The following is a 22,782-nucleotide window of genomic DNA, read 5'->3' as shown; positions in this document are numbered from 1 at the left end:
AGCCGCGCCCAAGAGCGCGTCAGCGGGAGCGGGTCAGGGTGTCTCGGACGTCCATGAGGGCGAAGCCGAGCAGGTTGAGGCCGCGCCAGGTGGCGGGTGAGGCCGCGTCGGGGTCGTCGGCGGCCAGTCCGATGCCCCATACCGGGTCCAGCGGGCTGGCCTCGACCAGCACCCGTCCGCCGGTGCCCAGCAGGAACTCCTTCAGGTCCGCGTGCTGCCCGAACTTGGCGAGGTTGCCCCGGACCACGATGTCGTAGCGGTGGGCGGCCCAGGTCTCCTCGTCGAAGCCGCCGACGGAGCGGCCGAGCTTCTTCGCCTCGCCCGGGTGGGCCGCGGCCAGGATCTTCTCGGCCGCGGCCTCGTCGCCGAACAGCAGCGCCTTGTGCGCCATCATGTAGTGCTCGGCCGAGCGGTAGTGACGCCCGTCCTCGGTGAACTCGGCGGGCCACCACTGGCTGAGACAGCCCTGGCCCGGGCTGCCGTCGCGGGCGGGCCGGTGACCCCAGAAGAAGAGGTAGCGCAGCGGCCGCCCGGCCAGTTCGGCGGCGACGGCTTCGGGAACCGACCGGGGAAGCGTCTCGGACATGACCTCACTGTGTCACATCGGCCGTTGTGAACGCCCGGACGCTGAGGGCCGGTTTGCGGGAGGGCCGGCCGGGCATTCGGTGGTCAAAGCGAAGGGTGGGGGTTGCGATGGCCGAGTACGAGGCGACGTGCGGCATGCCTGCCGACAGTGTGGTGGTGTTCGGGGTCGCGTCCGATCTGACGCTGATGAACAGGTGGTTGCCGCATGGCCTGTGGGTGCGCGAAAGCGGGCCGGACCAGGTGGAGGCCGGCGGCGAGGTGGTGCCGGGGGACGGCGCGCACGAGGGCCTGTTCCGGGTGCAGGACGACCAGCTGAGAGTGGAGTGGGGCGGTCGCGACCATCCTGACTATGCGGGCTGGCTGCAGGTGACCGACTCCGCCAGCGGCACGAGCGAGGTGACGGTGCACATCTCTCTCCTGGACGAGCCCGAGGAGGGGTCGTCGCCCGAGCGCGCCGCCCAGGTGCGCGGCATGCTCGACGAGTCGCTGTCGCGGCTGCGGGACGAGGTGGGCGACCGCCTGACGAACTCGGGCTGATGGATGGAGCCGCTGCTCATCCTGCACGCGGCGGCCGCGATCTTCGCTCCCTGGCTGGTCCGCCGGTACGGGCGGGGTGCGATGCTGCTGCTCGCGGCGGCTCCCGCGGCCGGGTTCTGCTACGCCCTGGTGGGCCCTGAGCCGTCGGCCCGTCCTTGGGCGCCCGCGCTCGGGCTGACGCTGGCGTTCCGCGCCGACGAGGTCAGTCTGCTGATGATGGCGCTGGTGACCGGCATCGGCGCCCTGGTGATGGTCTACAGCGCGCGCTACTTCAGCTCCGGAGAGCCCGGGCTGGGCCGGTACGGCGCGATCATGATGGCGTTCGCCGGGGCTATGCTGGGCCTGGTCACGGCCGACGATCTGCTGCTGCTGTACGTGTTCTGGGAGCTGACGACGGTCTTCTCGTACCTGCTGATCGGCCATCACCCGGAGAGCCGGGCGAGCAGGCGGGCCGGCATGCAGGCGCTGGTCGTCACCACGCTGGGCGGGCTGGCGATGCTGGCCGGGTTCGTGATGATCGGGCTGGCGGCGGGCACTTACCGCATCTCGGCCATCCTCTCCGACCCGCCCCAGGTCGCGCCGGTGGCGCTGGTCCTGGTGCTGGTGGGGGCGCTGGCCAAGTCGGCGATCTTCCCTTTCAGCGCGTGGCTGCCGGCGGCGATGGCCGCGCCCACGCCGGTGTCGGCGTACCTGCACGCGGCCGCGATGGTGAAGGCGGGCGTCTACCTGCTGGCCCTGCTCGGGCCCGCGTTCGGGGACACGACGGCGTGGCGGGTGGTCGCGGTGCCGCTGGGCGCGCTGACGATGCTGCTGGGCGGCTGGCGGGCGCTGCGGGAGACGGATCTGAAGAAGCTGCTGGCGTACGGCACGGTCGGCCAGCTCGGTTTCCTGATCCTGCTGTTCGGCGCGGGCACCGGCGCGACCGCGCTCGCCGGGGTGGCGATGCTGCTCGCGCACGCGCTGTTCAAGGCGTCGCTGTTCCTGGTCGTGGGGGTGGTGGACCGGGCGGCGGGCAGGCGGGACCTGCGCGGGCTGAGCGGGCTGGGCCGTTCGATGCGGTGGACGTGCGGGGCGGCGGTGCTGGCGGGGGCGTCGATGGCGGGGCTGCCGCCGCTGGCGGGGTTCGTGGCCAAGGAGGCGGCGCTGGGGGCGTTGCTGGACGACCCGCTGGTGCTGGGGGTGGTGGTGGCCGGGTCGGCGCTGACCGTCGCGTACACGCTGCGGTTCCTGTGGGGGGCGTTCGCCGCGAAGCCGGGCCGCAGGGCGACGCGGGTGAAGCGGCCGGCGGCGCTCATGGTGGCGCCCACCGCGCTGCTGGCCGGGCTGGGGCTGGTGGTGGCGCCGCTGGCCGGCTGGTACGAGACGGCGATGGCGGGCTATTCGGACGCCTTCCCCGATCCGGGGCACGCCACCCACCTGGCGATCTGGAGCGGGGTCGGGCCGCCGCTGCTGCTGTCGCTGCTGTCGCTGGCCGTCGGCGGGCTGCTGTTCCTGGCGCGCGAGCCGGTGGCGCGGCTGGGGGCGGCGCTGCACGTCACCGACACGGGCGTGGCCTTCTGGCACGCGCTGCGCCGCACGGACCTGGGCGCGCTGCAGGTCACCGGGGTCATCCAGCGCGGCTCGGTGCCCGACTACGTGCTGCTCACGCTCCTGTCGCTGGCCGGCGTCGGGACGCTCGCGCTGTCGTACGGGCCGCCGCTCTCGCTGGACGCGCCGGTGACATGGTGGCAGCGGGGCGAGCAGCCGCTGCTCGCCGTCCTGATCGCGGCTGCGGTCGTGCTGGCCCTGCGCGCCCGCACCTACCTGCTGCTGGCCCTGTCCGTCGGCATGACCGGGTACGGGGTCGCGCTGCTGTTCCTCGCCCACGGCTCCCCCGACCTGGCGCTGACCCAGTTCCTCGCCGAGACGCTCAGCCTGGTCATGTTCGTGCTGGTGCTGCGGCGGGTGTCGAACCCGCCGGTCGCGGCCCGGCTGCCGCTGGCGCTCCGGCTCGGCATCGGCCTCGCCATCGGAGCGGTGGTGGTCGTCGCGGGCGTCCTGGCGATGGACTCCCGGCAGGCGCAGCCGGTCGGGGACCTCATGGCGGGGGCGGCGGAGCGGGCCGGGGCGGGCAACATCGTCAGCGCCCTGCTGCTGGACATCCGGGCCTGGGACACGATGGGTGAGAGCACCGTGATCGTGGTGCTCACGCTGGGCGTCACCAGTCTGATCTACTTGCGCCGCACCTCGTACGCGATCGACAGGAGGCCCTCGCGGCCGCGTCCGGGCCGGCCGTGGCTGGCGTCGGCGCTGCCGGAGCGGGATCGGGCGCTGGCCTTCGAGGTGGCCGCCCGGCTGACCTTCCACACGGTCCTGGTGCTCTCGGTGTTCCTGCTGTTCGTCGGGCACAGCCAGGTCGGCGGCGGGTTCTCGGGCGGGATCGTGGCGGGGCTGGCCATCACGGTCCGTTACCTGGCGGGCGGGCGGGACGAGCTGGCCCGGGCGGTGCCGATGCACCCCGGCGTGCTGCTCGGGGTGGGGCTCACGCTGTCGGTCGGGACGGCGCTGGTCGGGCTGGCGTTCGGCGGGGAGGCGCTGACCATGCTGGCCGCCGACGTGACGGTGCCGCTGGTCGGGACCCTGCACCTGTCCACGGTGCTCCTGTTCGATCTGGGGATCTATCTGACGGTGGTGGGAATGGTGCAGGACGTGTTGCGGGCGCTGGGGGCCGAGTTGGACGAGCAGATCGAGGCGTCATGACGATCTCGCTGGTGCCGCTGCTCGTGTGCGGGATGCTCGTCGCCGCCGGGGTGACGCTGCTGCTGGAACGGAGCCTGCTCCGGGTCCTGGCGGGCGTGATCCTGCTCGGCAACGGGGTCAACCTGCTGATCGTCACCGTCGGCGGCGACGCCGGCGCCCCGCCGCTGCTCGGCCGGTCCGACCCCGACCGGATGGCCGACCCGCTCCCCCAGGCCATGGTGCTGACCGCGATCGTCATCACGCTGGCCGTCACGGCGTTCCTGCTGGCCATGGTGCACCGGGCCTGGCAGCTGCGCGGCTCGGACGAGGTGAGCGACGACACCGAGGACCGCTGGGTGCGGCTGCGCGCCCGGCGCGGCCAGCTGGGCGAGCGGGTGCGGGTGCGGCAGGCGGAGTACGACCGGCTGGTCGCCGAGCAGCGGGCCGAGCTGCGCGGGGAGCCGACCAGGGGCGAGCGGATGGCCCATCGGCGGACCGATCGCAGGAAGCTCAAGCACCGCCAGCGTGAGGCGCGCAGGCAGATGCGCCGGGCCATCAGGGCCGAGCGGGAGCGTCAGGCTCTCGCGCTCGACCCCGACCTGGAGGGCGACGAGTAGTGGAGGCGTTGATCCCGATCCCGGTGCTGCTCCCGCTGCTGGCCGCGGGGATCAAGCTGGCCATCGGCGCGCGGCTGCGGCGGGTGCAGGGGGCGATCAGCATCACCGCGCTGGCCGTGAACCTGGCGGTGTCGGCGGTGCTGCTCGTCCAGGTCGACACGCACGGCCCGATGGTCGCGCGGATCGGCGGCTGGGAGGCGCCGATCGGGATCACGCTGGTCGCCGACCGGCTGTCCGCGCTCATGCTGGTGACCTCGTCGGCGGTGACGCTGTGCGTGATGGTGTACTCGGTGGTCAGCGCCTACGACCGGCAGGAGGACGTCGCCCCTATGGCGATCTTCCACCCGGCGTTCCTGGTGATGCTGGCCGGGGTGGCCAACGCGTTCCTGACCGGTGACCTATTCAACCTGTTCGTGGCGTTCGAGATGCTGCTGAGCGGCTCGTACGTGCTGCTCACGTTCGGCGGCACCCAGTCCAGGATCCGGGCCGGGGCGACGTACACGGTCATGGCGCTGATGTCCTCGATGCTGTTCCTGATCGCGCTGGCGGTCGTGTACGCGGCCACGGGGACGCTCTCGATGGCCCAGCTCGCCGAACGGTTCGCGGACCTGACGCCGCAGGTGAAGCTGCTGGTGGAGCTGTTGCTGCTGCTCGCGTTCGCGATCAAGGCGGCGATCTTCCCGGTGTCGGGCTGGCTGCCGGACTCGTACCCGACGGCGCCCGCGCCGGCGACGGCGGTGTTCGCCGGGCTGCTCACGAAGGTCGGCGTGTACGCGATCTTCCGGCTGGAGGCGCTGCTGTTCCCCGGCGGGCCGGTGGGGACGCTGCTGCTGTGGGCGGCGCTGGCCACGCTGGTGCTGGGCGTGCTGGGCGCGGTGGCGCAGGCCGACATCAAGCGGATGCTGTCGTTCACGCTGGTCAGCCATGTCGGCTACATGGTGATGGGGGTCGGGCTGGCGACCGTGGCGGGGCTGGCCGGCGCCGTCTTCTACGCGGTGCACCACATGACCGTGCAGACCAGCCTGTTCCTGGTGGCCGGGCTGATCGAGCGGCGCACGGGCACCACGTCGATTAACCGACTGGGCGGGATGATGCGCAGCGCGCCGCTGCTGTCGCTGCTGTTCTTCGTGCCCGCGATGAACCTGTCGGGCATCCCGCCGATGTCGGGGTTCCTGGGCAAGCTGGCGCTGGTCCAGGCGGGGCTGGAGGTGGGCGGCGTGCTCCCGGTCGCGCTGGTCACGGCCGCGCTGGTGACGAGCCTGCTCACGCTGTACGCGGTGGCGAAGGTGTGGGGGAAGGCGTTCTGGCGGGAGACGCGGGCCGAGGGCGAGGGCCGGCAGGACGCCGGGGAGGAGCCGGTGGAGCGCAGCGCGGTGACGATCCCGGGGCTGTACGGGCCGGCGGCGGCGCTGGTGGTGCTGGGGCTGGCCTACACGGTGCTGGCCGGGCCGCTGTCGTCGCTGACCGAGCGGGCGGCGGGCGAGCTGCTGGCGCGCCAGCCGTACATCACGGCCGTGCTGGGGACGCGATGACGGAGGAGCGGGAGGCGGAGCGGGGGGCACAGCGCGACTGGCTGGTGCCGCGGCCGTTCGGCCGGCCGGTGCCGCTGGCTCTGGTCGGCTGGCTGGCGCTGATCTGGGTGATGCTCTGGGGCGAGCTGTCGTTCGGCACCGTGCTGGGCGGGCTGGCCACGGGGGCGGTGGTCACGTGGCTGCTGCCGCTGCCGGCCCTCGACCCCGGCATCCGGTTCCGGCCGCTGCCGTTCCTGCGGTTCCTGGCCTGGTTCCTGCTGGACCTGGTGATGTCGACGGCGCGGGTGGTGATCTGGGTGCTGCGGTCCGGGTCGCCGCCGACGGCGATCGTGTCGACGCCGCTGCGCACCTCGTCCGAGGCGATGACCGTGATGATCATGGTGGCGGTGACGACGGTGCCGGGCAGCGTCGTCCTGGCGGCGGACCGGGAGCGGAGGCACCTCACCATCCACGTGCTCGGCCGCAGCGGCACCGAAGCGGAGGTGGCCGAGGTGACCCAGTTGGAGGTGGCCGCGCTGGAGAGGCGGATCGTGACGGCGTTCGGCACCCGCGACGATCGGAAGGAGCTGGAATGACCACGGTGTACGCGGTGACGCTGGCGCTGCTCGGCCTCGGCGCGGCGGCGGCGCTCTACAGGCTGGGGCGAGGGCCGACCACGCTGGACCGGGCGGTGTCGCTGGATGTGATCACGTCGCTGGCGATGTGCGGGGCGGGCGCCTACGCGGCCGTCTACGGCGACTACTCCGACGTGCCCGTCCTGCTGGTGCTGTCGCTGCTCGGGTTCGTCGGGACCGTGTCGCTGGCCCGGTACTTCCCGGAGGGCGGGCAGTGAACGCGCTGGACGTGGCGGCGGCGGTCTGCCTGCTGATGGGGGCGCTGCTCGCGCTGTCGGCGGGGCTCGGGATGGTCCGCTTCCGCGCCACCCTGAACCTGATGCACGTGGCCACCAAGCCGCAGGTGCTCAGCGTGCTGCTGGTGCTGCTGGCGATGTGGCTGCGGGAGCCGACCTGGGCCATGGCCGGACCTCTCATCATCGTGGCCGTGGCCCAGATCATCACCGTGTCGGTGGCGGCCTACGTGGTGGCGCGGGCCGCCCACCGCCGGTCAGACAGCGGTTCCGGCTCCTCCTGAGCGGCGGCCCTCACTCTCCTCCTCGGGCGTGTCGGCGCCGCGGTCGCTCGCGCGGTCGAGCGCCGGCTGGACGAACCACGACCAGGCGGCCAGCGCGGCCACCACGCCTCCGGTGATCCAGGCCAGGGTGGAGTCGAACAGGAAGTCGACCACCAGCATGGTCGCGGACGACATCGACAGCACCAGCGCCACCGCGCCGGCGATGCCGTAGAGGTTCGAGCGGTGGACCAGCCTCTCCTTCAGACCCTGACGGAACAGCACCCGGTGCTGGTTGGCCGGGGCGATGTAGCAGATGGACGCGACCGCCGCCGAGACCAGCGCCACGTAGAAGAGCCACCGGTCGAACGCGCCCAGCCGGGCGAAGCCCTCCGAGAAGGGCACGGTGAGCAGGAAGGCGAACAGCACCTGGACGCCCGTCACCGCCACCCGGGCGCCCTGCAGCAGCTCGACGAAGTTGCGGTCGGCCCGTTCCTTACGGGTCTCCTTCTCCTGCTCAGGTACCTGTTCCACGCGTACCGCCTCCCGGACGTGTCTCGATATGTCGTGAAATTAGAAGGTGTTACTGCCAAGGTAAAGCGGCGGCAAACTCCTCCCCCGCCAGGAATGCGGCGACCACGCGCGCGAACGCGGCGGCCTGGAACTCCAGCGGCACCATGCCGTGCTCGATGACCGTGACCGACGCCCCCGGCAGCCGTCCGGCCAAGGGGCGCAGCTCGGGGAAGGCGAATGGGTCCCCGGCGGCGCCCACGCACAGCACGGGGCAGCGGATCAGCCCGAGGCGGTCCTCCATCCGGTAGGCGCCGACCGCCCGGTGTCCGCCGGCCAGGTCGGGCCAGGCCGCGAGCGCGTCGCGGACGAAGCGGACCAGCAGGTCGGGGCGGCCCTTCGGGTAGAAGCCGGCCCGGCCCTGCCACAGCTCCACCAGGTGGGAGCCGTCCTCCCGCTCCGTCACGTGGTCCACCGTCTGACGGCCGGCCCGCCGCCGCCGGGCCTCCGCGTCGATCAGCGGCGTGGACGACAGCACCAGCCGGCTCACCCGGCCGGGGGCCCGGGCCGCGAGCTCCACGCCGATCACGCCGCCCGTGTGGTGGCCGGCGACGGCGGCCGTGTCGAGTCCGAGGGCGTCCATGAGGGCGAGCGCCCCGTCCGCGTACGCCTCGATGGTGTGCTCGGGCGGGGGCGCGGAGGCGCCGAAACCGAGCGTGTCCATCGCGATCGCCCGGTGGCCCGTACCGCCGAGCAGCGGGAGCACCTCGCGGTACTCGTCCCAGGAGCGGGGGGTCTGGTGGAGCAGCAGCACCGGCTCACCGGTGCCGCACTCGGCGTAGTGGATCTGACCCAGGGGGGTGCGGACGTAGCCGAATCCGATCATGCGCACCATGGTCCGCCCGTGGCGGCGGATGTAAAGAGTGTCGCCGAACCGGCCCCGGGTAGGGCGTCAATCATGCTGGATCAAGGCCAGGAGCTCGCGGTGCTGACGGTCAACGCCGGCTCGTCGAGCCTGCGCCTGGACCTCGTCGACGCGGGGGCGGTGGTCGACGGCGCGCACGGCGGGCGGGCGGCGGACCCGGAGTCGGCGCGGGCCGAGATCTCGGAGTTCCTGGGCCGCCACCTGGACCGGGACGTGGGCGCGGTCGCGCACCGGCTGGTGCACGGCGGCGACCTGGTGACCGCCCCCGTGGTGGCCGACGACGAGCTGGTGGCGGCGCTGCGCGGGATCACCGGCCTGGCCCCGCTCCACCTGCCGCCGGCGCTGGCCCTGCTGGACGCGGCCCGCGAGCTGCTGCCCGCCGTGCCGCACGTGCTCTGCCCCGACACCGCCTTCCACGCCGGGCTGCCCGAGTCGGCCGCGGTCCTCCCCCTGCCCGGGCCGTGGCGGGAGAGGTACGGGCTGCGCCGCTACGGGTTCCACGGCCTGTCGTACGCGTGGGCGGTGGACCGGGCGGCGGAGCTGCTCGGCCGTCCCGTCGCGGAGCTGGACCTGGTGCTCGCCCACCTGGGCGGCGGCGCGTCGGTGTGCGCCGTGTCGGGCGGGCGCAGCCTGGACACCTCGATGGGGTTCACCCCCCTCGACGGGGTGCCGATGAGCAAGCGCTCCGGCAGCCTCGACCCGGGGCTGCTGCTGTGGCTGCTGGACGGCCGGCTGACCGTGGACGAGGTGCGCGAGGGGCTGGAGCGGGAGTCAGGGCTGCTCGGCCTGTCCGGCGGCCTGTCCGGCGACACCCGCGTCCTGGTCGCCGCCGAACGCGACGGCGACGAGGACGCGGCGCTGGCCCTGCGGGTGTTCTGCCACCGGGTGAGCCGGGAGATGGTGGCCGCGGCGACGTCGCTGGGCCGGGTCGACGCGGTGGTGTTCACCGGCGAGATCGGCTGGGACCAGCCGGAGGTGCGGGAGGCGATCTGCCGCCGCCTGCGCCTGCTCGGCGTCGAGCCGCCGGTCGGCGGCAACCGCCACGACGACGGCGTGATCAGCCCGGCGGGCACCGCGGTGCCGGTGCTCCTCGTCGAGCCGCACGAGGAGCTCCAGCTGGCCCGCGAGTGCCTGCGCGAGCTGTACGGCCCCGAGGCCGAGGTCTAGCCTCGGCCGAGCGCCCGCATGGCGGGCAGGGCGCGGTCGCCGAAGTCGAACAGGGCCTGGTTCTCCCAGGCGTTGCCGGTGGCCGGGTCGGCCGGGTCCCAGCCGTTGCCGGGCACGCCGGTCCAGGTGGCCTCCCAGGCGAAGACGCCCAGGCCCAGCCGGTCGGGGACGTTCCGTACGATGTCGGCGACCTTGGTCAGCAGGGCGGCCTGTCCCGAGGGGGTGGCCGGGTAGCCGGGGTACGGCTCGGGCGACAGGATGAGGTTCTCCCAGCCGTCGTCGTCGGCCGTGGTGAACGGGTAGCCGGTCTCCACGACGGCCACGGGCTTGCGGTAGCGGGTGGCGACGTCGTGGAGGTTGGCCTGGAACGCCTCCAGGGTGCCGTGCCAGTACGGGTAGTACGACAGGCCGATCACGTCGTGGCGGATGCCGTGCGCGGCGGCGTTGTCGAACCACCACCGGTACAGGCTGTTGTCGCCCCCGTTGGCCAGGTGGAGCACCACCCGGGTGTGGCGGGAGACGGCCTTGGCCGCGTCGTGGCCCGCGTTGAGCAGCCGGGCGGTGTTCGCCCAGTTCTGGTTGCTCCCGTCGGGCCAGAGCAGGCCGCCGTTGATCTCGTTGCCGATCTGGACCAGGTCGGCCGGGGTGCCCTGGCGGCGCAGCGCGTCGAGCACGTCGAAGGTGTGCCCGTACACGGCCCGCACCAGCTCGTCGAACGGCAGGGCGGCCCAGGCGGCGGGCTTGAACTGCTTGCCCGGGTCGGCCCAGGTGTCGGAGTAGTGGAAGTCGACGAGCAGCTTGAGCCCGGCCTTCTTGGCCCGCCCGGCGACGGCCAGGACCTGGGCCTTGGTGTTGTAGCCGTCGGCCGGGTCCACCCAGACCTTGAGCCTGATGTGGGTGAGGCCCGCCCCGGCCAGGATGTCCAGCGGGTCGCCGCGGCGGCCGTCGGCGTGGCGGTAGACGCCGCCGAGCGCCTCGGACTTGGCGAGGCTGGAGACGTCGGCGCCGCGGATGGGCAGCCGCCGCCCGGCCTGCGCGGCCGGAGCCGCGGCGGCCAGGGTGACGAGGCAGAGCAGAGCGATCAGTAACCGTCTCATGGGGTGCTCTCCTTGGGGATGGGGGGTCGCTCCTCGACGACCGTGACGGCGCCGGCCGCGACGGTCACCGGCCCGTCGTGACGCGCCCCGTCGAACACGTCCGTGCCGGTCACCCCCTCGACCGTCACCGGCTCGTCGCCGTGGTTGATGAGGAACAGGTGGCGGCCGCGCCGCACCAGCTCCAGCGTGTCAGGCAGGCCGCGGGGCCGGGTCACTGCGGCCCGGTCGAGCAGCTCGGCCAGCAGCTCGCGCAGACCGGTGACGGGGGCGGTGGCCAGGTACCAGGCGGCGCCGGCGCCGAGGTCGTGGCGGGTGAACGCGGGATGCCCGGCGTCCGGCCCCGAGGCGAAGTCCCGCTCGGCGACGGCCGTGGCGGGCCTGATCCGCTCGGACCAGATCCGGCCGTCGAAGCCGCCGGTGACGGCGACGGTCTCGTGCTCGCGCAGCGGGTGGAACTCCTCGATGGACAGGCCGAGGACCTCGCGCAGCGCGCCCGGGTGGGGGCCGGGGTGGATGGTGTCGTGCTCGTCCACGATGCCGGAGAAGTACGAGACGAGCAGGTGGCCGCCCGCCTCCACGTACCGGTGCAGGTTCTTGGCCGACGCCTCGGTCAGCAGGTAGGCGCTCGGCGCGACCACCAGGCGGTAACGGGTCAGGTCGGCGGACGGGTGGACGAAGTCGACGGTGACGTGCTCGCGCCACAGCGCCTCGTAGAAGGCGTCGATCCGCTCCCGGAACCGCAGATCCACCGACGGCCGCCAGTCCAGCTCCAGCGCCCAGTACGACTCCCAGTCCCACACCACGGCCACGTCGGCGCGCACCCGGCTGCCCCGCACGCCGGCGAGCGCGCGCAGGTCGGCGCCGAGTTGGACGATCTCGCGCCACTGCGCGGACCCGGGGCCGGCGTGCGGCACCATCGCCGAGTGGAACTTCTCCGCGCCGAACCGGGAGGCGCGGAACTGGAAGAACAGCACGCTGTCGGAGCCGCGGGCGACGTGCGCGAGGCTGTTGCGGCGCATCTCGCCGGGCCGTTTGGCGAGGTTCCTGGGTTGCCAATTGACCGCGCCGGCCGAGTGTTCCATGAGCATCCACGGCTCTCCCCCGGCCACCGAGCGCGCCAGGTCTGCGGACATGGCCAGGTCGATGTGGTTGTCGGGCCGCTCGGCCTTCAGGTAGTGGTCGTTGGCGACGACGTCCAGCTCGCGCGCCCACCGCCACAGGTCGGTGGACTTGCAGTTCACGGTGCCGGCGAAGTTCGTCGTCACGGGCACGCCGGGGGTGATCTCGCGCAGCAGGTCGCGCTGCAGCGCGTAGTGCTCGCGGTGCTGGGCGTCGCTGAAGCGGGCGAAGTCGAGCCGCTGCGCCGGGTTGACGGCGGTGTGGTTGTGGCGGGGGGCGTCGATCTGGGACCAGTCGGTGTAGCGCTGGCCCCAGAAGGTGGTGCCCCAGGCGTCGTTGAGCGCGGCCAGGTCGCGGTAGTGGTGGCGGAGCCAGTCGCGCCAGGCGGCCACGCTGTGCTCGCAGTAGCACTCCCCCAGCGGCGCCCCGTACTCGTTGTGCACGTGCCACATGACCACGGCGGGGTGGCCGCGGTAGTGGGTGGCGAGCGCGCGCACCAGGCGGGCGGTGGCCTCGCGGAAGGGGGGCGCGCTGGAGCAGGCGCTCTGCCTGCCGCCGAAGCCGATGCGCACGCCGTCGCGGCCGACGGGCAGCGTGTCCGGGTGGCGGGCGGTGAACCAGGCGGGCGGCGCGGCGGTGGGGGTGGCCAGGTCGACCGCGATGCCGGCGGCGTGCAGGCGGTCGATGATCTCGTCCAGCCAGCCGAACTCGTACCGGCCCTCGTCCGGCTCCATCAGCGCCCACGAGAACATGCCGAGGCTCACCAGCGTGACCCCGGCCTCGCGCATCAGGGCCACGTCCTCCTCGTGCACCTCGCGCGGCCACTGTTCGGGGTTGTAGTCCCCGCCGTAGGCGATGCCGGCAGGACGCTCCGGATACATCCATCCCCCTTGTGCGTACTTCTGTGAACGTGCACAGTAGCGTGCCCGCTCCGCTCTAGGAAGACGAGCAGGAGATTAACGAGACCGTAACAGGCTCTTGACCCAGCACTCTCCCCTGATCCAGTCTGTGCACGTTCACAGAGAAATCTGGAGGTATGCATGCGTGCCACCCGCCTCGGAGCCGCCCTGGCCGCAGCGCTCGCGACCACCCTGACCCTCGCAGGATGCGGCGGCGGCGAGCCCGCCGGCCCTCCGGAGGCGGCGGAGTCGCGATCCCAGGGCCCGGTCAAGCTCACGTACTGGACATGGGCCCCCAACATGGACAAGATCGTCGACATCTGGAACAAGGCCCACCCCGATATCCAGGTGACGGTCAGCAAGCAGGCGGGCGGCGACGACGCGGCCGCCAAGTTCCTCACCGCGGCCAAGGCCGGCAACCCACCGGACCTGGTGCAGGCCGAGTACCAGCACCTGCCGTCGTTCGTGGCGGCCGACGCGGTGGCCGACCTCAAGGCCGAGACGGGGGCCGTCAAGGGCGAGTTCGGCGACGGCGTGTGGGGCCTGGTCACACTCGGCACCGAGGGCGTGTACGCGGTCCCGCAGGACAGCGGCCCGATGATGCTCTTCTACCGGCAGGACCTGTTCGACAAGTACGGCATCGAGGTGCCGAAGACCTGGGACGAGTACGCCGAGGCGGCCCGCACGGTGCGCGAGCAGGACTCCGGCGTCCACCTGGGCACGTTCTCCAGCAAGGACCCGGGCGCGTTCGCCGGCCTGGCCCAGCAGGCGGGCGCCCGGTGGTGGTCGATCAGCGGCGACGCCTGGAAGGTGGACGTCGCCGACGCCCCCACGGTCAAGGTCGCCGACTACTGGGGCGGCCTGGTCAAGGAGGGCGCCATCGACGACATGCCGTACTTCACCCCCGAGTGGAACAAGGCGCTCAACGACGGCAAGCTGCTCACCTGGCCGTCGGCGGTGTGGGCGCCGGGCACGCTGGAGAGCAACGCGCCCAAGGCGAAGGGCAAGTGGGCGATCGCCCCGCTGCCCCAGTGGACCGCCGGCGAGAACGCCACCGGGTTCTGGGGCGGGTCGTCCGTGGCCGTCGCCGCCAAGTCGCCGCACCGGGCCGCCGCCGCCCGGTTCGCCACCTGGCTCAACACCGACCCCGAGGCGCTCGACGCGCTGGTGAAGCAGGCCGCGATCTACCCGGCGGCCACCAAGGCCCAGTCGGCGCTGGGCGAGGCGCCCGCCTACTTCGGCAACCAGCCGGACTTCTGGCGGCAGGCCGCGCAGTACGCCGCCGGAGCGCGCGGCTTCACCTTCGGGCCGAACGTCGGCGTCACGTACAACGCCTTCAGGGACGGCTTCGACAAGGCGCTGCAGGACGGCAGCCCGTTCGCCGACGCCGTCCGGGGCATGCACGAGGCCACGGTCGCCGACATGCGCAAGTCCGGGTTCTCGCTCGCGTCATGACGCGCCCCGTGAAGAGGCGGCGCCCCTCGCTCGCCCCGTACCTGTTCCTCACCCCGGCCGTCGTGCTGTTCACGCTGTTCCTGGCCGTGCCGATCGGCTACACCGGCTACCTGGCCACGCGCCGGACCCAGGTGTCCGGGCTGGGGCTCGGCAGCGGGTCGCGGCGCGAGGTGTCCGCCGGGTTCGGCAACCTCGCCGCCGCCGTCACCGACGGCGAGCTGTGGGCCGGGTGGCTGCGGGTGCTCGGGTACGGGGCGCTCGTGCTGGTCGTGATGCTGGGGCTGGCGCTGCTGTTCGCGCTGGCCCTGGACTCGGCCCGGGTGCGGCTGGCCCGCTTCACCCGGATCGCGATCTTCCTGCCGTACGCGGTGCCGGGCGTGGCCGCCTCCCTGCTGTGGGGGTTCCTCTACCTGCCGTCGCTCAGCCCCATCCGGGCGGTGCTGGACGTGGACCTGCTCGGCGCGACCACGATCACGTACTCGATGGCGAACGTGGCGGTGTGGGGCGGGACCGGCTTCAACATGCTGGTGCTCTACACGGCGCTGCGGGCGGTGCCGCGCGACTACTACGAGGCGGCGCGGCTCGACGGCGCCTCTGAGACGCGGATCGCGCTGCTGATCAAGATCCCGCTGCTGCTGCCGGCGCTCATCCTGACCACCGTGTTCTCGATCATCGCGACGATCCAGGTGTTCACCGAGCCGACCACGTTGCGGCCGTTCACCAACACGATCAGCTCCACGTGGAGCCCGCTGATGAAGGTCTACCGGGACGCGTTCGTCACCGGTGACCTGTACTCGGCGGCGGCCACCTCGATCGTCATCGCGGCGATCTCACTCGTCCTGTCGTTCGGGTTCCTGCGCGTGGTCCGCGACCGCGCCTTCGGGGAGGACTGATGACGGCGACCGCGACCCGCCGGTCCGCGGGCCTGGCGCCGACCGCGCTGCTGCTGCTCGGCGCGGTGTACTGCCTGTTCCCTGTGAGCTGGGTGGTGATCGCGGCCACCAAGTCGCCCGGTGAGCTGTTCACCACGCCGACCCTGGCGCCGGGCACCGGCTTCCTCGGCAACGTGGCCGAGCTGTTCGCCTACCGCGACGGCGTGTTCTGGCTGTGGCTGCTCAACACCCTGCTGTACGCCGGAGGCGGCGCCCTGCTGTCGACCGCCGTGTCGGCCGTGTCGGGGTACGCCCTGGCCAAGTTCCGCTTCCCGGGCCGGACGGTGATCTTCAATGTGCTGATCGGCGGCGTCCTGGTGCCGGCCGTGGTGCTGGCCATCCCCCAGTACCTGCTGTTCTCGAAGATCGGGCTGGCGGACACGTACTGGGCGGTGCTGCTGCCGCAGATCCTGCACCCGTACGGCATCTACCTCGCCCGCGTCTACGCCGGCGCCGCCATCCCGGACTCGCTGCTGGAGGCCGGCCGGATCGACGGGGCGAGCGAGTGGCGGCTGATGTCGCGGGTGGCGGTGCCGCTGATGGCGCCCGGCCTGGTCACCATCTTCCTGTTCCAGTTCGTCGCCATCTGGAACAACTTCCTGCTGCCGTTCATCATGCTGGGCGACGACGGCAAGTTCCCGCTCACGGTCGGGCTCTACACGCTGCTGATGGCCGGGTCCAACCAGCCGTCGCTGTACAACCTGATCCTGACCGGGGCGCTGCTGTCGATCATCCCCCTCATCGCGCTCTTCCTCACCATGCAGCGATACTGGAGGACAGACCTGTCCTCCGGAGCGGTGAAATGAAACGCCCTACCATCCACGACGTCGCCGCCGCCGCGGGCGTGTCCCGCGGCACGGTGTCCCGGCTGCTCAACGGCGACCGCTACGTCAGCCCGGCCGCGCGGGCGGCGATCGAGCGGGCCATCGCCGAGACCGGCTACGTCGTCAACCGCGCGGCCCGCAGCCTGGTCACCCAGCGCACCGGCTCGGTGGCGATGGTGCTGTCGGAGCCCGACCAGATGCTCTTCGAGGACCCCAACTACAGCACGCTCATCCGGGTGGCGATCCGCCGCCTGGCCGAGCGCGACATCTCGCTGGTGATGATGCTGGCCGGCAACGAGGGCGACCGCGACCGGGTGATCCGTTACCTGCGCGGCGGCCACGCCGACGGCGTGCTCCTGGTGACCACCCACGCCGGCGACCCGCTGGCCGACGCCGTCGCCGCCGCCGCCCCCGCCGTCTCGTGCGGGGCGGTCATCGGGCGCGAGAACGTCATCCCGTACGCGGCCGCGGACGATCGCCTGGGCGCCCGGCAGATGACCGAATACCTGGTGAGCCGGGGCCGCAAGCGGATCGCCATGATCACCGGCCCGATGGACACGCCGGGCGGCATCCAGCGCCTGGAGGGCTTCGCCGACGTGCTGGGCCGCAAGGCGTCCAGGAAGCTCATCGCGCACGGCGACTGGACCCAGGCCAGCGGCGAGCGGTCGATGGCCGAGCTGCTGGAGCGCGCCCCCGACCTGGACGCGGTGTTCGTCGCCTCCGACCTGATGGCGGCGGGCGCCCTGACGGCCCTGCGCGCGGCGGGCCGCCGGGTGCCTGACGACGTGGCGGTGGGCGGCTTCGACGACTCCTCGGTGGCCACCTCCACCCTCCCGCCGCTGACGACGATCAGGCAGCCGCTGGCGGAGATGGCCGAAGCGACCATCGACCTGCTGCTGGCCCTGCTCGACGGCGCCGACAAGCCCGCCCCGGTCGTGCTGCCGACGGAGCTGGTCATCCGGGAGTCAGCCTGACCGCGCGGTGAGCAGCCCGTGCAGGCGCCGCGCCTCCCGCGTCAGCCTGCTGGAGCCCTTGCGGGCAGCCGTCTCGGCGAGCCGCGGCACCTCCCCGTGGACGCCGGCGAACGTCGCGGCCGTGGCCCCCACCGCCAGCAGGTCCGCCAGCCCGGCGCGCGGCCGTTCGCCCGCCTCGGGCAGCAGCCGCGGCAGCAGCCCGGCCACCACGGCCCACACCGCCTCGTGCCCGCCGGCGTGTGCCGCCTCGCCGAGCGCGGACACCACCCGCGAGAGCGTGACCAGCCCGGCCGGGAGCAACGTGACGAGCGCCTCCACCAGCTCCGGCACCGGCACCTCCCCGCGGGCGGCGAGGACGAGCAGCCCGTCGACGGCGGCCGCCCGCTTCGGCGGATCCTCCTCGCTCATCCCGGTGGCGAGCAGGTACGCGACCGCGGTCCCCGCGGGCCCGTCGCCGTGCGCCAGAGCGGCGACCGCGAGGTGCCCGTCATCGGAGCTGTGGCGGGCGCTCAGCAGGTGCGCGGCCACCAGCTCGCGGTGCGACGGCGCCGCCATCGGCCACCAGCGCGCCGAGTCGGTCCAGTTTGACCCCGGCCGTGCCAGGCCGGGCAGCCGTTCCGGCAGCTCCAGCTCGACCCGGAGCTCGTCGGCCCGGACCCCCCACCCGTACGCGCCGCGCTGCACCGAGCACCGGACCTCCGGATCCGGCAGGCCGCCGCCGCGCAGCCAGGCCGCGCACTCGTCGCCCGCCTTGGTGCCGATCTTTCCTGCCCGCTCGGCCGCGGCCTCGTCGACCGTGCGGGGCAGCCGCAGCAGGGCGTGCGCCAGGTCGCCCGGCAGCGGCTCGGCCCCGGCCGCCGCCAGCCGTTCCAGCCGGTCGAGCAGCGCCTCGGGGGCGAGGTGGCCGGTGCCGGAGGTAGGCGTGGCGAGCAGGAGGGGCGGTGCGGACGCCGTCTCGTAGGCGGCGATCAGTTCGCGGGCCCGGGTCTCGTAGAGCCGGTCCAGGCCGCCCGTCTCCTCGGGGTCGTGCGCGTTGCGGCGGATCCGCTTGGTGAGCCGCCGGCTGTCCTTCGGCGAGGCGAACGCCAGCACCGCCCGCATGAGCAGCAGGTGGAGCCGCTCGTCACTGTCGTAGTGAGCGTAGTGGCCGAACGCCTGCGGCTGGAGCGGCTGCCACCAGGGCCGCAGCGCCTCGCGCAGGGCGTCAGGCTCTCGGTGCGCCCACTGGGCGAGCCCGGCCAGGATCCGCTCGAAGGCGCCGGCGCCGACGCCGTGCTCGACGGCGGCGACGGCCTCGGCGAGCTCCGCGGGCGACGACACGGGCGGCGGCAGAGCCGGCGCCGGGGGCGCGACCAGCGCGGGCGCCTCGACGGTCTCGGCCTCGACGGTCTCCCCGTACGCGGTGGCGATCTTCTCCCGCGGCCCGGCCGGCAGCGCGCCCGCGGCCTCCAGGACGACCCGCCGGGCCTCCTCCCCCGCGCGCCCGGCGAGCCGCACCGCCGCCCGCACGGCGCGTTCCTGTGACACGAGCGAGTCCTGACGGAACACCTCCGCGATCACCCGCAGGGCGACGTCCGACCGGGCGGGCACCCGTTCGGCGGCGTCCTGCGCCCAGGCCACGGCGGCCTGCACCAGTTTGCGCTCCGGGCGGAAGGCGAGCGCCTCGACGGCCTCGGCGAACAGCTCCTCGTCCAGCCGCCCGGCCTCGTCGGCCCAGCGCAGCCTGGTGAGCGCCATGACGGACACCGCGACCGGCGCGACCGGCAGCATGGCCGCGTAGTCGCCCACCCGCCCGGTCACCTCGTCGGGCTCCGGCCCGAGCCGGTCGTGCAGCTCGGCGAGCACCGGCGGCCCGTCGGCGCCGTCGCGCAGCAGTCGCCTGACGACCTGGCCGAGCACCTCGGCACGGTCCAGGTGGCCGCTCTGGACCAGGCGCAGCACGGCGTCGGCCTGCGGCGCGGCGAACGCCTGCCGCAGCCCGGACATCTCGAAGATCCTCGGCGCCAGATGGGAGAGCAGCGGGTCGTCCTCGGGCCTGCCGGAGCCCAGCCGGCGCACCCAGCCCATCAGGAACGCCTCGTTGTCCGGCGGTTCGACGCCGGTCTCCTTGAGCAGGCCGGCGGCGATGAACCATTCGTTCTCGTGCGTGACCCTCAGCCGGAGCGTCACCCGGCGGGCGAGGTCCCGCTGCCAGGCCGCGGGCCGCCGCCGCACCAGGTCGACGATCATCCGTGACTCGCCGTCCTTCGGCCCCCGCCACCGGAACTCCCGCCGGTAGATCCACGAGGCCACCGCCGCCGCTCCGCCGAGGCAGCCGACGCCCGCCATGAGCAGCGGCCGGAACTCCCGCCGCCACTCCCACCACCTGCCGTCGGCGGCCTCGGCCCGCGCGGCGAGGTAGGACGGCAGCTCCGCGGCCACGGCCCGGCGCTCGGCGTCGCCGTAACCGGCGACCGATCGGACGGTGCCGGGCGTGTCGCCCGCCCTGATGAGCTTGCGCAGCGCTTCCCAGTGTTCGGACATGGCGCGGACAGTAATGGTCCCGTCCGACAATTCCTGATCATCCCTCGGCGGCGCCGGTGCGCTCGCGCCCGCGTCGATGTGCGAGAGTTGCTGTCCATGGAACAGCGGGTGTTGGGACGTACCGGACGGCACGTCGGCGTGGTGGGCCTCGGGGCCTGGCAGCTCGGGGCCGACTGGGGGCAGGTGAGCGAGGACGACGCGTTCGCGACGCTCTCGGCGGCGGCGGACGAAGGGGTGACGTTCATCGACACCGCCGACGTCTACGGCGACGGCCGCAGCGAGCAGATCGTCGGCCGGTTCGCCAAGGCCCACCCTGACCTCACGGTGGCCACCAAGATGGGCCGCCGGATGGACCAGGTGCCCGGCAACTACGTGATGGACAACTTCCGCGCCTGGAACGACCGCTCACGCCGCAACCTCGGCGTCGACACCATCGACCTGGTGCAGCTGCACTGCCCGCCCACGCCGGTCTACTCGTCCGACGCGGTGTTCGACGCGCTCGACACGCTGGTCTCCGAGCAGCGGATCGCCGCGTACGGGGTGAGCGTGGAGACGTGCGAGGAGGCGCTGACCGCGATCGCCCGGCCCGGCGTGGCCACGGTGCAGATCATCCTGAACGCGTTCCGGCTCAAGCCGCTGGAGCGGGTGCTGCCCGCCGCCCGTGAGGCCGGCGTCGGCATCATCGCCCGGGTGCCGCTGGCCAGCGGCCTGCTGTCGGGCCGCTACGACGAGAACACCACGTTCGCGCCCGACGACCACCGCACGTTCAACCGCCACGGCGAGTCGTTCGACGTGGGCGAGACGTTCTCCGGCGTGGACTTCCGCACCGGCCTAGAGGCGGTGCGGCGGCTGGTCCCGCTGGTGCCCGAGGGGGCGACGATGGCGCAGTTCGCGCTGCGCTGGATCCTCGACCAGCCCGGCGTGTCCGTCGTCATCCCGGGTGCGCGCAACCCCGCGCAGGCCGCCGCCAACGCCGCCGCGGCCGCGCTCGCGCCCCTTCCGGAGGAGACGCTGCGGGCCGTGCGGGACGTGTACGACGAGCTCATCCGCCCGCAGATCCACGACCGCTGGTAGGGGCGACCGTGCCGGGGCGTCGCGGGAGCGGGCGTGGGGTTTCCCCTGCCGATGACGGGGCGCGGGTCCCAGGAGCCGGCCGGTGAGCGGGCGCGGCGTCCTCGTCACCGGCGCGTCACGGGGCATCGGGCGGGCCGTGGCGGCGGCGTTCGCGGAGCGGGGCGACCGGGTGGCGATCCATCACCGCGGCTCGCCGGCCCTCGCCTCCGGTCTGCTGGACGAGCTGCCGGGTGAGGGACACGCCGCCGTCCAGGCCGACCTGGCCGACCCCGAGGCCGTGCGCCGCGCCGTGGACGAGGCGGCCGGCGCGCTGGGCGGCATCGACGTGCTGGTGAACAACGCGGGCGTGTTCCTCCACCACCCGGTCACCGACGTCACCTACGAGGAGTGGCAGGCGGCCTGGCGCACGACGCTGGACCTCAACCTGGTGGGGGCGGCGAACACGATCTGGTGCGCGCTGCCCCACATGCGCGAGGGCGGGCGCGTCGTCAACGTCTCCTCGCGCGGCGCCTTCCGCGGCGAGCCGGACAGTCCCGCGTACGGCGCGAGCAAGGCGGGCCTGAACGCGCTCACCCAGTCGCTCGCCGCGGCCCTGGCGCCGCGGGGCATCGCGGTGACGGCGGTCGCGCCCGGCTTCGTCGAGACCGACATGACGACCGAGCACCTGAGACCGCCCAGGGGCGACGAGATCCGCGCCCAGAGCCCGTTCGGCCGGGTGGCCCGCCCGGCCGAGATCGCCGCCGCCGTCCTCTACCTGGCCTCGCCCGAGGCGGAGTGGGCCAGCGGCACCATCATCGACCTCAACGGCGCCTCGTACCTGCGCTAGCGCCGCCTCTCGACGGGCCCATCCATCACGTTGATCGACTCGCGTGATCGACGGCAGTCCGGGCCCGCCCGGACGATGTCGCCGGAATGACACCCCGGCCTATGGGCCGGCTCCCGGCGAGCCGGTCCTATGCTGGCGGCTCATGGTGATCGACGGTGACTACGGCGTGCCCGGTTCGCTGGGCAGGGTGCTGCGGGCGGTGGCGGACGAGCGGGTGGCGCAGGACCGGCAGTGGGGCGTCCAGGAGGGGCTCGCCGACGGGACCGGCCCGCGAGGCGGCGATGCGGCGGCGCGGGCGAGGCGGGAGACGGAGCGGGCGTCGCGGGAGGGCCGGCTGACCTGGCGGCACATCTTGGAGGAGGAGGTGCTGGAGGCGTTCGCCGAGGAGGACCCCGACCGGCTGCGGGCGGAGCTGACGCAGGTGGCGGCGGTGGCGGTCAAGTGGCTCCAGGACCTGGACCGGCGGGCGGGACGCGACCGGTTCCGCGCGGTCGTGGACGTGCACGTGCTCCTGGTCCGTGACGGCGAGGTGCTGCTGGCGCGGCGCTCCGGCACCGGGTACGCCGACGGGCTGTGGCATCTGCCGAGCGGTCACCTGGAGGCGGGCGAGTCGGTCACGGCGGCGGCGGCGCGGGAGGCCCGCGAGGAGGTGGGCGTCCGCGTCGACCCCGCCGACCTGGCCTTCGCGCACGTGATGCACCGGGCGCCGGAGCGGGTGGGGCTGTTCTTCGTGGCCGGGACGTGGGCGGGCGAGCCGTACAACGCCGAGCCGGACAAGTGCTCCGAGATCGGCTGGTTCCCGCTGGACCGGCTGCCGGAGGACATGGTCGGCTACCCGGCCGAGGCGCTGCGCGGCATCCGGGGCGGGGAGGCGTTCGGCCTGTACGGGTTCTAGCCGGGCGGATACTCGACCCGGCCGGCGAGTGCGCCGCCGGCCGGGTCGGTGACCTTACTTCTTCGGGTGCCGGTGGCCGGGCTTGTCGTGGCCGATGGTCCAGGTGATCGTGGAGGTCAGGGCGTTCTCCCGGTACGCGGGTGGCCTGCCGCGCAGGCTTCTCGGGGTGCCGGGCACGCCCATCACGCCGGCCATCCCCACGCGTCCCTCGAAGAGGTGCCCCTGGCGCTGCTGGCCGGCGACGACGTCGCGGTCCGCCCCCTGGCCGGGGCGCCCCTGTGGATGCGGCACCTGGTCGCCTGGCGCCTCGACGGCGCCCTCGCCCACCGGGCGGACGAACTGGTCGCCTCGCGACCGAGGCCCACCGGGAGGCGCTGGCGGCCCATCCGGTCTACAGCGCCTGGCAGGCTCGCCGCGGGCTGTCATGATCGCGCCTCGCGGGACAGGCCGGACCGGCCTGTCCCGC

General features: G+C 73.5%; 22 protein-coding genes. 15 read left to right on the top strand and 7 right to left on the bottom strand.

What is annotated here, in order from left to right; translation table 11 throughout:
- Window positions 1-19: 19 nt before the first annotated feature.
- A complete protein-coding gene (locus ACQEUU_RS18785) occupies window positions 20-586 on the bottom strand; it encodes an NADAR family protein (protein ID WP_433067657.1) in 567 nt (188 codons plus the stop codon).
- Window positions 587-693: 107 nt separating this feature from the next.
- Here ACQEUU_RS18785 and ACQEUU_RS18780 point away from each other — a divergent pair, with 107 nt between their 5' ends.
- Genes ACQEUU_RS18780 through ACQEUU_RS18750 form a run of 7 tightly spaced genes read left to right on the top strand, consistent with a single transcriptional unit; the run spans window position 694 to window position 7,120 of the window.
- On the top strand, window positions 694-1,122 hold the full coding sequence (locus ACQEUU_RS18780) for an SRPBCC family protein (protein ID WP_433067655.1): 429 nt from the start codon (window positions 694-696) through the stop codon (window positions 1,120-1,122).
- 3 nt (window positions 1,123-1,125) lie between these two features.
- The gene (locus ACQEUU_RS18775) at window positions 1,126-3,861 is read left to right on the top strand and encodes a Na+/H+ antiporter subunit A (protein WP_433067653.1); all 2,736 of its coding nucleotides are present in this window, start codon (window positions 1,126-1,128) and stop codon (window positions 3,859-3,861) included.
- Window positions 3,858-4,457, top strand: coding sequence for a Na(+)/H(+) antiporter subunit C (locus tag ACQEUU_RS18770; protein WP_433067651.1), 600 nt, complete (start codon window positions 3,858-3,860; stop codon window positions 4,455-4,457). The genes ACQEUU_RS18775 and ACQEUU_RS18770 overlap by 4 nt, the downstream gene beginning before the upstream one ends.
- Window positions 4,457-5,989, top strand: coding sequence for a Na+/H+ antiporter subunit D (locus ACQEUU_RS18765; protein ID WP_433067649.1), 1,533 nt, complete (start codon window positions 4,457-4,459; stop codon window positions 5,987-5,989). Before ACQEUU_RS18770 ends, ACQEUU_RS18765 begins: the two co-directional genes overlap by 1 nt.
- Window positions 5,986-6,564 carry a Na+/H+ antiporter subunit E gene (locus ACQEUU_RS18760; RefSeq protein ID WP_433067648.1) on the top strand — a complete coding sequence of 193 codons (579 nt, stop codon included), beginning with the start codon at window positions 5,986-5,988 and terminating at the stop codon, window positions 6,562-6,564. The genes ACQEUU_RS18765 and ACQEUU_RS18760 overlap by 4 nt, the downstream gene beginning before the upstream one ends.
- Complete coding sequence (locus tag ACQEUU_RS18755; protein WP_433067646.1) at window positions 6,561-6,821, top strand: monovalent cation/H+ antiporter complex subunit F; 261 nt, start codon at window positions 6,561-6,563, stop codon at window positions 6,819-6,821. The genes ACQEUU_RS18760 and ACQEUU_RS18755 overlap by 4 nt, the downstream gene beginning before the upstream one ends.
- A complete protein-coding gene (locus tag ACQEUU_RS18750) occupies window positions 6,818-7,120 on the top strand; it encodes a monovalent cation/H(+) antiporter subunit G (protein WP_433067644.1) in 303 nt (100 codons plus the stop codon). Before ACQEUU_RS18755 ends, ACQEUU_RS18750 begins: the two co-directional genes overlap by 4 nt.
- Here the strand turns inward: ACQEUU_RS18750 and ACQEUU_RS18745 are convergent.
- Together ACQEUU_RS18745 and ACQEUU_RS18740 are read right to left on the bottom strand one after the other, a co-directional pair.
- Complete coding sequence (locus ACQEUU_RS18745; protein WP_433067642.1) at window positions 7,094-7,630, bottom strand: DUF6328 family protein; 537 nt, start codon at window positions 7,628-7,630, stop codon at window positions 7,094-7,096. The two genes, ACQEUU_RS18750 and ACQEUU_RS18745, sit on opposite strands and share 27 nt — an antisense overlap.
- Window positions 7,631-7,679: 49 nt before the next feature.
- Complete coding sequence (locus ACQEUU_RS18740; RefSeq protein WP_433067640.1) at window positions 7,680-8,492, bottom strand: alpha/beta fold hydrolase; 813 nt, start codon at window positions 8,490-8,492, stop codon at window positions 7,680-7,682.
- Between the two features lie 72 nt (window positions 8,493-8,564).
- On the opposite strand from ACQEUU_RS18740, the gene ACQEUU_RS18735 reads away from it, so the two are divergent.
- Window positions 8,565-9,698, top strand: coding sequence for an acetate kinase (locus ACQEUU_RS18735; protein ID WP_433067639.1), 1,134 nt, complete (start codon window positions 8,565-8,567; stop codon window positions 9,696-9,698).
- Here the strand turns inward: ACQEUU_RS18735 and ACQEUU_RS18730 are convergent.
- Window positions 9,695-10,795 carry a glycoside hydrolase family 53 protein gene (locus ACQEUU_RS18730; protein ID WP_433067637.1) on the bottom strand — a complete coding sequence of 367 codons (1,101 nt, stop codon included), beginning with the start codon at window positions 10,793-10,795 and terminating at the stop codon, window positions 9,695-9,697. The genes ACQEUU_RS18735 and ACQEUU_RS18730 overlap by 4 nt on opposite strands.
- Window positions 10,792-12,795, bottom strand: a complete 2,004-nt coding sequence (locus ACQEUU_RS18725; RefSeq protein WP_433067635.1) for a beta-galactosidase — start codon at window positions 12,793-12,795, stop codon at window positions 10,792-10,794. Before ACQEUU_RS18725 ends, ACQEUU_RS18730 begins: the two co-directional genes overlap by 4 nt.
- 159 nt (window positions 12,796-12,954) lie before the next feature.
- On the opposite strand from ACQEUU_RS18725, the gene ACQEUU_RS18720 reads away from it, so the two are divergent.
- From ACQEUU_RS18720 to ACQEUU_RS18705, 4 genes are read left to right on the top strand one after another with little or no spacing between them, the layout of a single operon-like run.
- On the top strand, window positions 12,955-14,268 hold the full coding sequence (locus tag ACQEUU_RS18720) for an ABC transporter substrate-binding protein (protein WP_433067633.1): 1,314 nt from the start codon (window positions 12,955-12,957) through the stop codon (window positions 14,266-14,268).
- A complete protein-coding gene (locus ACQEUU_RS18715; RefSeq protein ID WP_433067631.1) occupies window positions 14,265-15,161 on the top strand; it encodes a carbohydrate ABC transporter permease in 897 nt (298 codons plus the stop codon). The genes ACQEUU_RS18720 and ACQEUU_RS18715 overlap by 4 nt, the downstream gene beginning before the upstream one ends.
- Entirely contained in the window at window positions 15,161-16,006 is an 846-nt protein-coding gene (locus ACQEUU_RS18710) for a carbohydrate ABC transporter permease (protein ID WP_433067630.1), read from the top strand. The genes ACQEUU_RS18715 and ACQEUU_RS18710 overlap by 1 nt, the downstream gene beginning before the upstream one ends.
- A complete protein-coding gene (locus tag ACQEUU_RS18705) occupies window positions 16,003-16,998 on the top strand; it encodes a LacI family DNA-binding transcriptional regulator (protein WP_433067628.1) in 996 nt (331 codons plus the stop codon). The genes ACQEUU_RS18710 and ACQEUU_RS18705 overlap by 4 nt, the downstream gene beginning before the upstream one ends.
- Here the strand turns inward: ACQEUU_RS18705 and ACQEUU_RS18700 are convergent.
- The gene (locus ACQEUU_RS18700; RefSeq protein ID WP_433067626.1) at window positions 16,990-19,521 is read right to left on the bottom strand and encodes a DUF6493 family protein; all 2,532 of its coding nucleotides are present in this window, start codon (window positions 19,519-19,521) and stop codon (window positions 16,990-16,992) included. The two genes, ACQEUU_RS18705 and ACQEUU_RS18700, sit on opposite strands and share 9 nt — an antisense overlap.
- 96 nt (window positions 19,522-19,617) lie before the next feature.
- On the opposite strand from ACQEUU_RS18700, the gene ACQEUU_RS18695 reads away from it, so the two are divergent.
- The 3 genes from ACQEUU_RS18695 (at window position 19,618) to ACQEUU_RS18685 (ending at window position 22,316) form a co-directional block, all read left to right on the top strand.
- Window positions 19,618-20,595 carry an aldo/keto reductase gene (locus ACQEUU_RS18695; RefSeq protein WP_433067624.1) on the top strand — a complete coding sequence of 326 codons (978 nt, stop codon included), beginning with the start codon at window positions 19,618-19,620 and terminating at the stop codon, window positions 20,593-20,595.
- 82 nt (window positions 20,596-20,677) lie between these two features.
- Complete coding sequence (locus tag ACQEUU_RS18690; RefSeq protein WP_433067623.1) at window positions 20,678-21,421, top strand: SDR family NAD(P)-dependent oxidoreductase; 744 nt, start codon at window positions 20,678-20,680, stop codon at window positions 21,419-21,421.
- 142 nt (window positions 21,422-21,563) lie between these two features.
- The gene (locus ACQEUU_RS18685) at window positions 21,564-22,316 is read left to right on the top strand and encodes an NUDIX hydrolase (protein WP_433067621.1); all 753 of its coding nucleotides are present in this window, start codon (window positions 21,564-21,566) and stop codon (window positions 22,314-22,316) included.
- A 54-nt stretch (window positions 22,317-22,370) separates the two neighbouring features.
- On the opposite strand, the gene ACQEUU_RS18680 is transcribed toward ACQEUU_RS18685, so the two are convergent.
- Window positions 22,371-22,643: a hypothetical protein gene (locus tag ACQEUU_RS18680; RefSeq protein ID WP_433067619.1), complete on the bottom strand. Its 273-nt coding sequence runs from the start codon at window positions 22,641-22,643 to the stop codon at window positions 22,371-22,373.
- Window positions 22,644-22,782 lie beyond the last annotated feature (139 nt).

The sequence above is a fragment of the Nonomuraea sp. CA-218870 genome (assembly GCF_050936535.1).
Taxonomy (GTDB): Bacteria; Actinomycetota; Actinomycetes; order Streptosporangiales; family Streptosporangiaceae; genus Nonomuraea; species Nonomuraea corallina.
Note: the sequence above shows the minus strand (reverse complement) of the source record. Positions and strands in the feature narration are given on the sequence as shown.